The following is a 14459-nucleotide window of genomic DNA, read 5'->3' on the forward strand; positions in this document are numbered from 1 at the left end:
GGCCCTTCCCTTCCCCCACCTGTCGGCGCTCCTTTCCGCCGCACCGCCCGAACCCCGTGACCGGCCCCGATACCACCGGAGACAATGGACCCCGTGCGCTACCGCATCCTCGGCACCACTCAGGCCCTCCGCCCCGACGGCACGCCCGTCCCCGTAGGCGGGGCGCGGCTGCGCGCGCTGCTGACCGTGCTGGCGCTGCGGCCCGGCCGTGCCGTGCCCGCCGGGCTCCTGGTCGACGAGGTGTGGGGCGACGGCGATCCGCCCGCCGACGCGACGGGCGCGTTGCAGGCGCTGGTCGGACGACTGCGCCGGGCGCTCGGCGCGGACGCGGTCGTCTCCGTGGACGGCGGCTACCGTCTCACCGCCGCGCCCGACGACATAGACCTGCACCGTTTCGAGCGGCTGGTCGGCGAGGGCATGCGGGCGCTGGCCGACGGCGACCCCGCGAAGGCGGCCGTCGTCCTCGACGACGCCCTCGCCCTGTGGCGCGGCCCCGCCCTCGCCGACCTGCCCGACCGCACCGCCGAGGCGGCCCGTCGGCAGGCCCGGCACCTTGACGCCCTGCGCGCCCGCCACACCGCCGCCCTCGCCCTCGGCCACGCCGAACAGGCCCTGCCCGAACTGACCGCCCTGTGCGACACCCACCCCCTCGACGAACCCCTCCAGTCCCTGCGCCTGCGCGCCCTGCGCGACGCCGGCCGCACGGCGGAGGCACTGGCCGCCTACGAGGCCGTACGACGGCTGCTGGCGGAGCGGCTCGGGGCGGACCCCAGCCCGGAACTGAGGGCGCTGCACGGGGAGTTGCTCCGGCCGCCAGATCGGGGCGGCCCTGGGGGCGGGCCTGGGGGCGGGGGCGACGGCGGACAGGGCGCGGACGGCTTCGGGGGTGGGGGATCCGCAGGTTCCGGGGCCCATGGAAGTGGCGGCCGGCCAAGCCCCGGAGCGCCCGCGAATGGGTCACGGCCGGATTCCGGCGCCCCGGCGACCGGACCATCCCGCGCGGCGGACGGGGACGACCTGCCCGTCCCGCCGTCCAGCACCGCTGACGGGGGCGGGCCCGGTTCCCTGTCTGGCACCAGCGATGTACGTGGGCCCGTCCAGCCCTCCGGCACCGCTGACGGACGCCAGCCCGGCCCTGTGTCCGGCACCGTCGACGGGCGCGAGTCCGTCCAGCCCTCCGGCACCGCTGACGGACGCCCGCCCGGCCCGGTGTCCGGCACCGACGACGGGCGCGAGTCCGTCCAGCCCTCCGGCACCGCTGACGGACGCCCGCCCGGCCCGGTGTCCGGCACCGACGACGGGCGCGAGTCCGTCCAGCCCTCCGGCACCGCTGACGGACGCCCGCCCGGCCCGGTGTCCGGCACCGACGACGGGCGCGAGTCCGTCCAGCCCTCCGGCACCGCTGACGGACGCCAGCCCGGCCCTGTGTCCGGCACCGTCGACGGGCGCGAGTCCGTCCAGCCCTCCGGCACCGCTGACGGACGTGGACCCGGCTCCCTGTCCGGCACGGCCGCCGGGCGCGAGTCAGGCCCTCTGTCCGGCGCGACCGACGAGGGCACGTTCGGCCCGCGGCCGGAGGCCACGGGCGGCGTCGCTCAGGGCTCGTCCGGCTCAGGGGCGGCAGCTCGGGCGCCTGGTTCCCCCGGCCCGTCCGGACCTACGGCGGCCGGTAACGGCCGAGGCCCCCACGCCTCGGCCGCCCACGCCCCCGGCGAACCCTTCGCCACCCAGATTCCCGGCGAGTCCTTCGCCCCCCAGACCCCCGGCGAGCCCCTCGCCCGCTCCACCCCCGACCCCCCACCTCCGGGCAACCTCCGCGCCCGTCTCACCTCCTTCGTCGGCCGGGAGGCCGATATCGCAGCCATTCGGGGGGATCTCGGCGTCGCACGGCTGGTCACGTTGCTCGGGCCCGGTGGGGCCGGGAAGACGCGGCTGTCGCAGGAGGCGGCGGAGGCCGTGGGGGAGGCGGCGCGGGACGGGGTGTGGCTGGCCGAGCTCGCGCCGGTGGACGACCCGGACGCCGTGCCGGAGGCGGTGCTGACCGCCGTAGGGGCGCGCGAGACCGTGTTGTACGGCGCCGGGGCGGAGGCCATGCGGGCCGGGGGCGAGCGGCACGACGACCCCGTGGAGCGGCTCGCCGAGCACTGCGGCAGGCGCCGGATGCTGCTGGTCCTCGACAACTGCGAGCACGTCGTCGAGGCCGCCGCCCGGCTGGTGGAGGAGCTGCTGGAGCGTTGCCCCGGTCTGACGGTGCTGGCGACCAGCCGTGAACCCCTCGGCGTACCGGGGGAGTTGCTGCGGCCGGTGGAACCGTTGCCCGAGCCCGTCGCGCTCAGGCTGCTCGCCGAGCGCGGGGCCGCGGCCAGGCCGGGCTTCCGGACCGGGGACGATCCCGAGTCCTGCGCCGAGATCTGCCGGCGCCTGGACGGCCTGCCGCTGGCCATCGAACTCGCCGCCGCCCGCCTGCGCATGCTGACCCCACGTCAGATCGCCGACCGGCTCGACGACCGCTTCCGGCTGCTCACCTCCGGCAGCCGTACCGTCCTGCCCCGCCAGCAGACGCTCAGGGCGGTCGTCGACTGGTCCTGGGAACTGCTGGACGAGGACGAACGGGACGTGCTGCGGCGGCTGTCCGTCTTCGCCGGCGGCTGCGACCTCGCCGCCGCCGAGGCCGTCTGCGGCCTCGCCGCCTTCGACGCGCTCGGCTCGCTCGTCGACAAGTCCCTTGTGGTGGCCGCGCCTTCGGGCGGCGAAGACATGCGCTACCGGCTGCTGGAGACCGTCGCCGAGTACGCGGGCGAACGGCTCGACGAGGCCGGCGATCGCGAAGAGACGGAGCGCGCGCACCTGACGTACTACCGCGAACTCGCCCGTACCACCGACCCGTTGCTGCGCGGCCCCGGCCAGATCGCCGCCATCGGCAGGCTGGAGCGCGAGGGGGAGAACATCCGCCTCGCCCTGCACCACGCCGTCGCGGCGGGCGACGAGCAGGAGACGCTCTGTCTGGTTCTGTCGATGTCCTGGTACTGGCAGATGCGCGACCTGCGTCAGGCCGCCCGCCAGTGGTCGCGCGAGGCGCAGACCCTCGGCCCCGACCCCTTCGCCCCGCCGGCGCGCCGCGCCGCCCCGGTGTGGGAGCGCTGTACGGACGTGCCGTTCCCGTGGACCGGCGAGATCCTCCAAGAGGCCCGGCGCGGGGTCCACCTCGTCCATCTCGCCTGCATGGACACGGAGTTGGACGCCTGGCAGACGCCCGAGGCGCAGGAGAAGCTGCGCGCCATCGCCCAGACCTACGAACCCGGCATGCCGCAGACCTGCCGTGTCCCCGGCTCCTTCTGGTTCTTCGCCGTCATCCTCTCCGGCGACATAGACCGGGTGCGCGAGATCGTCGACGCCACCGTGCTTACCTGCCGCACCGCCCCGGGCCACGAGTGGGAACTCGCCGCCGGGCTGCAGATGCGCGCCCAGATGCTCGCCAACCGCACCGACTGGGCGGGCGACGCGGCCCGCGACGCGGACGAGTCCCTGGCGATCTACCGGCGTCTGGGGGACCTGTGGGGCACCGCCGAGGCGCTCTCCGCGCGGGCCGAGGCCCATGAACGCCAGGGCGAGTACCGGCTCGCCGCCGCCGACTACGAGGCGGCGATCGAGCGGGCGAACCGGCTCGGCGCCCGCGCCCAGGCGGCGGTGCTCGCCGCCCGCCTGGGCAGCGCACTGCTGGAGGTCGGCGAGTCCGAGCGCGGCGAGCGCCTGCTGCGCGAGGTGATCGACCGTCAGGACGGCTCGGGCTCGGGCCACGAGGCGATGCCCGCCGCCCGGCTCTTCCTCGCTGGCCGCCTCGGCATGACCGGACGGACCGCCGAGGCACGTGAGCAACTCCGGTCGCTGCGCGAGGAGTTCAAGATCGCCCACTTCGTCGTCTTCGACGCCTCCATCCTGGGGGCGGAGGCCTGGCTGGACGTCCTGGACGAGCGCTGCGACGTGGCCCTGGACAGGACCCGGCGGGCGCTGGAGCTGGCCGACGACCCGCTGTCCCTGGCCATCGCACCGCAGATGCGCTCCTCCTACCTGGTCACCGCCGCGATGGCCCTCGCCGGTCTCGACGGCGGGCGCCGCGCCGATGACGCCGCCCGGTGCATCGGCGCCGCCGCGGCCATGCTGCCGCCCCGCCACGTCATGTCGTCCATGGAGCGCGACGTATGGCACCGGGCCGAGCGACGCACCCGCGCCGTGCTCGGCGACCAGGCGTACGAAGCGGCGTACGCGGAGGGCGGCGGCCTCTCTCCCGCGGAGGCCACCGCCCTGGTCTGACACGCGCCGGCCGTGCCGGGGGCGCCGGTCAGGCCTTGGTCCGGAACTTGTGGATCGCGACCGGCGCCATCACCGCCGTGATGGCCGCCGACCAGGCGAGGGTCACCCACACGTCGTGCGCGGCCGGGCCGCCCACCATCAGTCCGCGTGCGGCGTCCGCGAGCGAGGACAGCGGGTTGTAGTCGGTGAAGTTCTGCAGCCAGCCCGGCATCGACTGCGTCGGCGCGAAGATCGACGAGCCGAACTGCAGCGGCATCAGCACCAGGAAGCCCATGGCCTGCACGGACTGCGCGTTCTTCATCACCACGCCGAGGGTGAGGAACACCCACATCAGGGCGGAGCCGAAGACGGCGGAGAGCCCCACGGCGGCGAGCAGACCGGTCCAGTTGGTGATGTCGAAGCCCACCAGCACGCCGACGATCATCAGCACCACGGTCGCGAACAGCATCCGCATCAGTTCCACCGCGATCTTGGCGAACAGCACCGAGCCGCGCCCGATCGGCAGGGACCGGAAGCGGTCCATGACACCGGTGTTGAAGTCCTGGTTGAAGCCGGTGCCGACCCCCTGGGCCATGTTCATGCCCATCATGGCCATCAGGCCGGGTACGACGTACTGCACGTACGCCTCCTGGCCGCCGCCCAGCGACTGCCCGATGGAGCCGCCGAAGACGTACACGAACAGCAGCGTGAAGATGACCGGGAACAGGATGGCGTCGAACATCGACTCCGGGTCCTGGCGGATCCACAGCAGGTTGCGGCGTACCAGCGCGCCGGTGTGACGCAGGTGGCCGCGCAGCGGGATCCGGGCGTCCGTCCCGAGATCGGTGGGGGCGAGTGCGGTGGCGGTGGCGCTCATACGGCGACCTCCTGGCGGTCGTCGGCGGGCGCGGTGTCCTGCGGGGCACTGGCTCGGTGGCCGGTGAGGGACAGGAACACCTCGTCCAGGCTGGGCAGTTCGGTGGTGATGGAGGAGAGTGTGATGCCGCGCGCGGTGACGGCGCCGACCACGGCGGTCAGCTGCTCGTCGCTGAGGATCGGGACGAGGGCGGCACCGCGTTCGGCGTCCACGGTGGTGGACGCGAGGCCGGTGATGCCCAGCTCGTCGAGGTAGGCGGCGAGCGGCCGCAGCTGCAGCGGGTCGAGCGGGCGGATCCGCAGGGCGCGGCCGCCGACCTTCGCCTTGAGCTCCTCGATGGCGCCGTTCGCGATGACCTTGCCGCGGTCGACGACCGTCAGTTCCGAGGCGAGCTGCTCGGCCTCCTCCATGTACTGGGTGGTGAGCAGGACGGTGACGCCGTCGCCGACCATCCGCTTGACCTCGTCCCACACCTCGTTGCGGGTACGCGGGTCGAGACCGGTGGTGGGCTCGTCGAGGTAGAGCACGACCGGGCGGCCGATCATCGAGGCGGCCAGGTCGAGGCGCCGGCGCATGCCGCCCGAGTACGTCGCCGCGGGCCGCTTGGCCGCCTCGGTGAGCGAGAACCGCTCGAGGAGTTCGTCGGCCCGGGCGCGGGCGTCCTTGCGGGGCAGGTCGAGGAGCCGGCCGATCATGTACAGGTTCTCCCAGCCGGGGAGCTTCTCGTCCACGGAGGCGTACTGTCCGGTCAGTCCGATGACCCGGCGCAGCTGCCGGGGCTGCCGTACGACGTCGTAGCCGGCGACGGTCGCCTGGCCGGCGTCGGGCTGGATCAGGGTGGACAGGATCCGCACGAGGGTGGTCTTCCCGGCCCCGTTCGGCCCGAGCACCCCCATCACGGTGCCCTCCCGCACGTCCAGGTCGACCCCGTCCAGTGCCTTGGTCTCGCCGTAGTGCTTGACCAGCCCCCGCACGGAGACGGCGCTGCGTGCGCCGTTGGGGTTCATGTCGATTCGCGTCATGGGGAAGACGTTGTCAGCACCCACCGACAAACGACCGACAGTCCGCCGACAGCCACCTACAGGTCACCGACAGCGGGTGCGGGCCTCGCCGGGGACTCCGCCCCCGGACCTCCGGCCTATGCCCAGCCACGGTCCGTCTCGGTCGGCCGAGAGGTGTACGACAGCCTCGCGACGACCACCGCGGCCATCAGTTGAGGAACCACGACGGCGAGCCACCACGTCCGCGAGGGCGGCGCCGGTTCAGGCGCAAGAGCGAGCAGCCCGCCGACGGGGGAAGATCGGCGGGCTGCCTGTGGTGCCGCAGTGGCTCAGTGGACGCTGTGCTCCTCGGCGGGGAACGTCCCGCCGACGACGTCGTCCGCGAACGCCTTCGCCGCGTTCCCCATGACCTCACGCAGGTTCGCGTACTGCTTCACGAACTTCGGCATCCGCCCACCGGTCAGCCCGAGCATGTCGGTCCACACCAGCACCTGCGCGTCGGTCTCCGGTCCCGCGCCGATGCCGACCGTCGGAATGTGCAGCACCCGCGTCACCTCGGCCGCCAGTTCCGCCGGGACCAGCTCCAGGACCACCGCGAACGCACCCGCGTCCTGCACGGCCTTGGCGTCCCGCAGCAGTTGCTGGGCCGCCTCCTCGCCGCGCCCCTGGACGCGGTAGCCCATGGCGTTCACGGACTGCGGGGTCAGCCCGATGTGGGCCATCACGGGGATCCCGGACTCCACCAGCAGTTCGATCTGCCGGTGCGATCGCTCGCCGCCCTCCAGCTTGACGGCCCCGACCCCGGCCTCCTTGACCAGCCGGGTCGCCGAGCGCAGCGCCTGCACCGGACCCTCCTGGTAGGAGCCGAAGGGCAGGTCGCCGACGATCAGGGCGCGCTGGGTGCCCCGGACGACGGCCGCGGAGAGCATGGTCATCTCGTCGAGGGTGACGGGCACAGTGGACTCGTACCCGAGGTGACAGTTGCCCGCCGAGTCCCCGACGAGCATGACCGGGATGCCGGCCTCGTCGAAGACGGACGCGGTCATCGCGTCGTAGGCGGTGAGCATGGGCCACTTCTCGCCGCGCTCCTTGGCGTTGGCGATGTCGCGCACGGTGATACGGCGCGTGCCCTTGCCCCCGTACAGCGCCTTGCTGCCGTCGGAGGACTTCTGCTGCGCAGGCTGGGCAGCCGAAAGCTGCGTCATTGCAACGGCTCCTTCAGTCATCTCGAGGCGCCCTGACGGCGTCCCCGGACCACGTCCATGGTGGCACCTCGTGCCGGGGAGGGCCAGGGGACCCCCGTGTGATCCGCGCGTACGTAAGGTCTGGGTAAAGAAATTTCGATACGGTACCGTCTCGTATCGTAAATCGTTAGCCTCGACGGCATGACTACTCCTGCCACGGTTCACCGGCGCCGTTGGGCGATCCTCGGCGTCCTGATGCTGAGCCTGCTGATCGTGGTGCTCGACAACTCGATCCTGAACGTCGCCATCAAGACCATCTCGACACCCGCCCCGACCGGCCTGGGCGCCACCCAGGGCGAGCTGGAGTGGGCGATCAACGCCTACACCCTGGTCTTCGCCGGTCTTCTGTTCAGTGCCGGGCTGCTCGGAGACCGCCTCGGCCGCAAGAAGGTGCTGGTCGGCGGGCTCGTCGTGTTCGGCATCGGCTCCGCCCTCGCCGCCTCCTCCGGCATGCCGGGCGAGCTGATCGCCTTCCGCGCGCTGATGGGCCTCGGCGCCGCCTTCGTGATGCCGGCCACCCTCGCCGTCCTGATGAACGTCTTCGAGCGCGAGGAGCAGCCCAAGGCCATCGGCATCTGGGCGGGCGGCGTGGGCCTCGCCATCGCCATCGGCCCGATCACCGGCGGCATCCTGCTCGACCACTTCTGGTGGGGCTCGGTCTTCCTCATCAACGTGCCGATCGTGGTCGTCGCGGTCGCGCTGATGCTCTGGCTGGTGCCCGAATCCCGCGACCCGAACCCCGGCCGGCTCGACCCCGTCGGCGTCGTCCTGTCGATCGTCGGCCTCGTCCTGCTCGTCTACGGCATCATCAGGGGCGGCCAGCGGGCCGACTTCACCGACGCCACGGTCTTGGCGACCATCGCCGCCGGAATCCTCGTCCTCGTCGCCTTCGTCGTGTTCGAGAAGCGCAGCGACCATCCGTCCGTCGACGTCACCTACTTCCGGAACAAGGTCTTCTCGGCCGCGATCGCCGCCATCGCGCTGGTCTTCTTCGCGCTGATGGGAGTGACCTTCTTCTCGGTCTTCTACACCCAGAGCGTGCGCGGCTACTCGCCGCTCCAGACCGGCCTGCTGATGCTGCCGCTGGCCGCCGCCCAGATGATCTTCGCGCCGCGCGCCAGGCTGGTCGTCGACCGCTTCGGCTACAAGGCCACCACCACCGCCGGCCTGGTGGTCATCGCCGCGATGCTGGCCGCGTTCGCCACGTTGGAGGCGGACACCCCGATCTGGATGCTCGAGGTGATCTTCTTCCTGATGGGCACCGGCATGGCGCACATCATGACCCCGGTCAGCGTCGTGATCATGCAGACCCTGCCCCGTGAGAAGGCCGGCTCCGCCTCCGCGCTCAGCAACACCTTCCGCCAGGTCGGAGGCGCGCTGGGCATCGCCGTACTCGGCTCGGTGCTGTCCACGGCGTACCGCGGCGGCATCGAGGACCGGCTCGGCGCACTGCCCGCCGACCTGCGCCACACGGCGGGGGAGTCCATCGAGGCGACCCTGGGTGTCGCCGCGAAGCTCGGCCCCAGGGGCGACGCGCTCGTCGGCCCGGCCAACGACGCGTTCCTGCACGCCATGCACGTCACGGCACTGTGGGGAGCGGGCGTCGCCGTGATCGGCGCGGTGATCGTGGCGCTGTTCCTGCCGGGGAAGGTGCCCGCACGTCAGGAGGGCGAGGAGGAGCAGGAGTTGGTGGCGGCGGAGTAAAGCCCGCCCCGGTATGAGCAGGCACAGGGGAGAATCCTCCCAGTGCGACCGAAGGGACGGAGAAACGTGAGCCTTGCCGAAAGCCGGCCTCGCCAAGTCGGCCCCGCCAAGGGCCGGCCGCGCAGCGAGGCCGTGGAGCGTGCCATCGTCGAGGGGGTGATGAGGCTCCTGGAAGAGGGCGTACCGCTCGCCGAACTGTCCATCGAGCGGATCGCCCGTACCGCCGGCGTCGGCAAGGCCACCATCTACCGGCGCTGGAGCGGCAAGGAGGAACTCTTCGTCGACGTCGTGCGCACGGCGGAGCCACCGGACCCGGAACTCCCCGGCACCTCGCTGCGCGACGACCTCGTGGCCCTCCTCGAACAGTTGCGCCAACGTGGGCTGATGACCCGGTCCTCTGCGCTCCTGCACAACGTCTACGCCCAGATGAAGAGCAGCCCGAAGGTCTGGACGGCGTACCACGCCACCGTCATCGAGCCGCGGCGCCGCCGCCAGGTCGAGCTGCTGCGCCGCGGACAGCGCAGCGGCGAACTGCGCGCGGACGTCGACGCCGAGCTGATGAACGACATGTTCACCGGCCCGATGCTCTTCCGTGCCGTCATGCGGCCGGACGCCGAACTCCCGCCCGGACTGTCCGAACAGATCGTCGACACGATCCTCGAAGGACTACGGCCCGTCAGCTCACCGCCCGTCAGTTCGCCGTCCGCGTAGGCCCTGCCGACCCGCGTGTGCGCGTTTCGTCACAGAGGGCGCTTTCCCCGCCGGTCACCGGAACTCCACGCGCCCGCTCGCACGTCCTCGTGCCCATACGGCCGTCATGGGACGGCAGGAACAGGGCGGATCATCCCCTAGGGTCGTAGGACACGGGGGGCGAACGATGTGCACGGCAGGCAGTGAGGCGACGGTATGGCGCAGCAGGCGTACATGACGGAAACGGACAGCGGAGGCTCGGGACCCGAGCGCCGGGGAGCCCGAATCCGGCGCCTGATGAACCGCCTCGGCGCCGGCTGGCGCGGTGACCGGCGCGTCTGGCGCCGTGGCCTCGTCGTCGCCGGGCTCGCGGTGCTGGTCGCCCTGGTCATGTTGCTGCACGCGCAGATCCCCAACCGCGTCGGCAACCTCGGCAGCCTCATCGAGACGTTCCTTCCCTGGCTGGGCCTCGCCGTGCCGGTGCTGCTCATCCTCGCTCTCGTACGCAAGTCCGCGACCGCCCTGGTCGCGGTGCTGCTCCCGTCGGTCGTCTGGCTGAACCTCTTCGGCGGCCTCCTCACCGACAAGGCCGCCACCGGCGGCGACCTCACCGTGGCCACGCACAACGTCAACGCCGACAACCCCGACCCCGCCGGCACCGCCCGCGACGTGGCCGCGTCCGGGGCGGACGTGGTCGCCCTGGAGGAGCTGACGGAGGCGGCGGTCCCGACGTACGAGAAGGCGCTGGCGTCGACGTACAAGTACCACTCGGTGCAGGGCACGGTCGGGCTGTGGAGCAAGTACCCGCTCACCGGCGTCAGGTCGGTCGACATCAAGCTGGGCTGGACGCGTGCCATGCGCGCCACGGTGACCACGCCCGTCGGGCAGGTCGCGGTGTACGTCGCCCACCTCCCGTCGGTGCGGGTGAAGCTGGAGGCCGGGTTCACGGCCCGGCAGCGCGACAAGAGCGCCGACGCGCTCGGCGAGGCCATCGCCGACGAGAAGCTGACCAGGGTGGTGCTGCTCGGCGACCTGAACGGCACGATGAACGACCGCGCACTCAACGCCGTCACCTCCCAACTGCGCTCCACGCAGGGCGCGGCGGGCAGCGGCTTCGGGTTCAGCTGGCCGGCGTCGTTCCCGATGGCGCGGATCGACCAGATCCTGGTGAAGGGCGTCGAGCCGGAGAGCTCGTGGGCGCTGCCGGAGACCGGGAGCGACCACCTTCCGGTGGCCGCGCGTGTGAACGTCGCCACGTCGAACTGATCCGACCTGCTGGAATACCGGGGGCGGGCGGCTTTGTTCCGTAACTGAACATACGCTGTTACGGAACACCGCTCTCCCCTGAAAGGCAATGGTTTTCTTCATGCCCGTGGCCCTGCTCGCCCTAGCCGTGGGCGCCTTCGGCATCGGTACGACCGAGTTCGTGATGATGGGCCTGCTGCCCGACGTCGCGGACGACCTGAACATCTCCCTCCCCGAGGCCGGCCACCTGGTCTCGGCCTACGCGCTGGGCGTCGTCGTCGGCGCCCCGCTGCTCGCCGCGGTCACCGCGCGCATGGCCCGCCGCAAGGTCCTGATCGGTCTGATGGCCCTGTTCGTGGCCGGCAACGCGCTGTCCGCCTTCGCCCCCGACTACCACTGGCTCCTGGCGGCCCGCTTCCTCAGCGGCCTCCCGCACGGCGCCTTCTTCGGCGTGGGCGCCGTCGTCGCCACGACGATGGTCGCGCCGGAACGCAAGGCCCGCTCGGTGTCCCTGATGTTCCTCGGCCTCACGGTCGCCAACATCGCGGGCGTCCCCGTCGCCACCCTCATGGGGCAGCAGATGGGCTGGCGGGCGACCTTCCTCGGCGTCAGCGCGATCGGCCTGGTCGCGATCGCGGCCCTGGCGCGGCTCGTCCCCCACGACGACGCCCACGCCCCACGCGCCGGCGTCCGCGGCGAACTCGCCGCCCTGCGCTCTCTGCCGGTCTGGCTGGCGCTCGGTACGACCGTCGCCGGCTTCGGCGCCCTGTTCGCCGCGTACAGCTACGTCACGCCCATGCTCACCGACGCGGCCGGCTTCGCCGACTCCAGCGTGACGGTCCTGCTGGCACTGTTCGGCGTCGGCGCGACCGCGGGCAACCTGCTGGGCGGACGGCTCGCCGACCACTCCCTGCGGGGCACGCTGTTCGGCGGACTTACGGCTCTGGTGGCGGTGTTGGCGCTCTTCCCGCTGCTGATGAGCGCGGAGTGGAGTGCCGGCCTGGCCGTCGTGCTGCTCGGTATGGCGGCGTTCGTGACCGGCTCGCCGCTGCAACTGATGGTGATGGAGAAGGCGTCGGCCGCCCCGGCCCTGGCCTCCTCCGCGAACCAGGCCGCGTTCAACCTGGCGAACGCCGGGGGTGCGTGGATCGGGGGTGTCGCGCTGGGCGCGGGTTTCGGAGTGACGTCTCCGGCGATCGCCGGGGCGGCACTGGCTGTCCTGGGCCTGGTCGTCGCGGCCACGGCGGCTGCGGTGGACCGGCGGCGGGTCGCCCCTCGGGGGCGGCTGGTCGCGACGCACGTGCCGGGCGTGTCGGAGTCGGTGCGGTCGTAAAAGGGGCGCCGCCCGTACCAGGGGGCGCCGCCCGTACCAGGGGGCGCCGCCCGTACCAGGGGGCGCCGCCCCCTGGACCCCCGGCCTTCGCCCACCCACCACCCGACTCGGTCGGACAAGAGGTGGCCGAATCGTCAGACCGACTCGCGCCAGCCGTTCGTGATCGGCAACCTGCGGTCCTTGCCGAAGCCCTTCGCCGAGATCTTCGTACCCGGCGGATACTGCCGCCGCTTGTACTCCGCGGTGTCGACCATCCGCAGCGTCTTGACGACCAGCTCCCGGTCGTACCCGGCGGCGACGATCGCGTCGGCGCCCTGATCCCGGTCGACGTACAGCTCGAGGATCCCGTCCAGCACGGGATAGTCCGGCAGGGAGTCCGTGTCGACCTGCCCCGGACGCAGCTCCGCGCTCGGCGGCTTGGTGATCGAGTTCTCGGGGATGGGCGGGGTCTGGCCCCGCTCCGCCGCCGCCTCGTTGCGCCACTGGGCCAGCCGGAAGATCCACGTCTTGTAGACGTCCTTGATGGGCCCGTACGCGCCCACCGAGTCGCCGTACAGCGTGGAGTACCCCACCGCCAGCTCCGACTTGTTGCCCGGCGCGAGCACGATGTGGCCCTCCTGGTTGGAGATCGCCATCAGCATGGTGCCCCGCAGCCGGGACTGGAGGTTCTCCTCCGCGAGCCCCGTCAACCCCAGAGAGCCCATGTACGCGTCGAACATCGGCTCGATCGGCACGGTGCGGAAGTTCAGCCCGGTCCGCCGGGCCATCTCCGCCGCGTCCCCCTTCGAGTGCTCGGAGGAGTACTTCGACGGCATGGAGACGCCGTACACGTTCTGCGCGCCCACCGCGTCGCAAGCGATCGCCGCGACCAGCGCCGAGTCGATACCGCCGGACATGCCGATCAGGACCGACGTGAACCCGTTCTTCGCCACGTACGCCCGCAGTCCCACGACGAGCGCCGAGTAGATCTCCTCGGCGTCGTCGAGACGGTCCGCGTAACCCCCTGCGAGCTCCGGCTCGTACGCCGGCAAGGGCTCCTCGGACAGCACCACCCGCTCGATGCGCAGCCCGTCGTCCACGACACCCGTGGGCGCGTTCCGCGACGCGGCCGGCAGGTCGAGGTCCAGCACCACGCAGCCCTCCGAGAACTGCGGCGCCCGCGCGACGACCTCGCCGTTCTTGTCGACGACGATCGAGTCGCCGTCGAAGACCAGCTCGTCCTGCCCGCCCATCATGGCGAGGTAGGCGGTGGTGCAGCCCGCCTCCTGGGCGCGCTTGCGGACCAGTTCCAGGCGGGTGTCGTCCTTGTCGCGCTCGTACGGCGAGGCGTTGATCGACAGCAGCAGCCCGGCCTCGGCGGAGCGCGCCGCCGGGACGCGGCCGCCGTCCTGCCAGAGGTCCTCGCAGATGGCGAGGGCCACGTCGATGCCGTGCACGCGCACGACCGGCATGGTGTCGCCCTGCACGAAGTAGCGGAACTCGTCGAAGACGCCGTAGTTCGGCAGGTGGTGCTTGGCGAAGTTGAGGACCACCTCGCCGCGGTGCAGCACCGCCCCCGCGTTGCGGGGTGCGCCGACGGGCTGGCCGAACCTCGGCTGGGCGGACGTGGACCGGTCGAGGTAGCCGACGACCACCGGCAGCTCCCCGAACCCCTCCTCGGCGAGCCGTGCGGCGAGGCCGCGCAGGGCCGCGCGGGACGCCTCCACGAAGGACGAGCGCAAGGCCAGGTCCTCGACGGGATACCCGGTCAGGGCCATCTCGGGGAACGCCACGAGGTGCGCTCCCTGCTCGGCGGAGTGCCGGGTCCAGCGGAGGATCGTCTCGGTGTTCCCGGCGAGGTCACCGACGCGTGAGTCGATCTGGTTCAGGGCGAGACGTAGTTGAGGCACGGGCCCAGTGTAATCGTCAGTGCGACGCGATGGGGTGGCGAGGGGTGTGGGGCGCTTCACGCTGGTTCGCTTCACGGTCCCCGAGACGACAGCGGTAGCACAACCCATCCGAAACCGTCCCCGTTCCTGGCGAACCCGGACGGACCTGCCTTCCCCCGAGTTACGACTGACCCAGCTACCGACCCG

Annotated in this window: 9 protein-coding genes; 5 read left to right on the forward strand and 4 right to left on the reverse strand. The window is 72.2% G+C overall.

The window, feature by feature from the left end; all coding sequences use genetic code 11:
• The first annotated feature begins 84 nt into the window (after window positions 1-84).
• Window positions 85-4311, forward strand: coding sequence for an AfsR/SARP family transcriptional regulator (locus tag ACWBNA_RS30165; protein ID WP_482707672.1), 4227 nt, complete (start codon window positions 85-87; stop codon window positions 4309-4311).
• 28 nt (window positions 4312-4339) lie between these two features.
• Here ACWBNA_RS30165 and ACWBNA_RS30170 read toward each other — a convergent pair whose 3' ends face one another.
• From ACWBNA_RS30170 to panB, 3 genes are all read right to left on the reverse strand, one after another.
• The gene (locus ACWBNA_RS30170; RefSeq protein ID WP_482707673.1) at window positions 4340-5167 is read right to left on the reverse strand and encodes an ABC transporter permease; all 828 of its coding nucleotides are present in this window, start codon (window positions 5165-5167) and stop codon (window positions 4340-4342) included.
• The gene (locus ACWBNA_RS30175; protein ID WP_482707674.1) at window positions 5164-6189 is read right to left on the reverse strand and encodes an ATP-binding cassette domain-containing protein; all 1026 of its coding nucleotides are present in this window, start codon (window positions 6187-6189) and stop codon (window positions 5164-5166) included. The genes ACWBNA_RS30170 and ACWBNA_RS30175 overlap by 4 nt, the downstream gene beginning before the upstream one ends.
• 308 nt (window positions 6190-6497) lie before the next feature.
• A complete protein-coding gene (gene panB / locus ACWBNA_RS30180; RefSeq protein ID WP_482707675.1) occupies window positions 6498-7373 on the reverse strand; it encodes a 3-methyl-2-oxobutanoate hydroxymethyltransferase in 876 nt (291 codons plus the stop codon).
• 180 nt (window positions 7374-7553) lie between these two features.
• Between panB and ACWBNA_RS30185 the strand changes: the two genes are divergently transcribed.
• From ACWBNA_RS30185 to ACWBNA_RS30200, 4 genes are all read left to right on the forward strand, one after another.
• On the forward strand, window positions 7554-9116 hold the full coding sequence (locus ACWBNA_RS30185) for an MFS transporter (protein ID WP_482707676.1): 1563 nt from the start codon (window positions 7554-7556) through the stop codon (window positions 9114-9116).
• 66 nt (window positions 9117-9182) lie between these two features.
• A complete protein-coding gene (locus ACWBNA_RS30190) occupies window positions 9183-9827 on the forward strand; it encodes a TetR/AcrR family transcriptional regulator (protein WP_482707677.1) in 645 nt (214 codons plus the stop codon).
• Window positions 9828-10103: 276 nt separating this feature from the next.
• Window positions 10104-11072 carry an endonuclease/exonuclease/phosphatase family protein gene (locus ACWBNA_RS30195; RefSeq protein ID WP_482707678.1) on the forward strand — a complete coding sequence of 323 codons (969 nt, stop codon included), beginning with the start codon at window positions 10104-10106 and terminating at the stop codon, window positions 11070-11072.
• A 100-nt stretch (window positions 11073-11172) separates the two neighbouring features.
• Window positions 11173-12384 (forward strand): MFS transporter, encoded by a 1212-nt coding sequence (locus tag ACWBNA_RS30200; protein WP_482707679.1) that lies wholly within the window; start codon window positions 11173-11175, stop codon window positions 12382-12384.
• Between the two features lie 134 nt (window positions 12385-12518).
• On the opposite strand, the gene ACWBNA_RS30205 is transcribed toward ACWBNA_RS30200, so the two are convergent.
• Window positions 12519-14273 carry an NAD+ synthase gene (locus ACWBNA_RS30205; RefSeq protein WP_482707680.1) on the reverse strand — a complete coding sequence of 585 codons (1755 nt, stop codon included), beginning with the start codon at window positions 14271-14273 and terminating at the stop codon, window positions 12519-12521.
• Between the last annotated feature and the right edge of the window lie 186 nt (window positions 14274-14459).

The organism is Streptomyces sp. Q2, assembly GCF_056820935.1.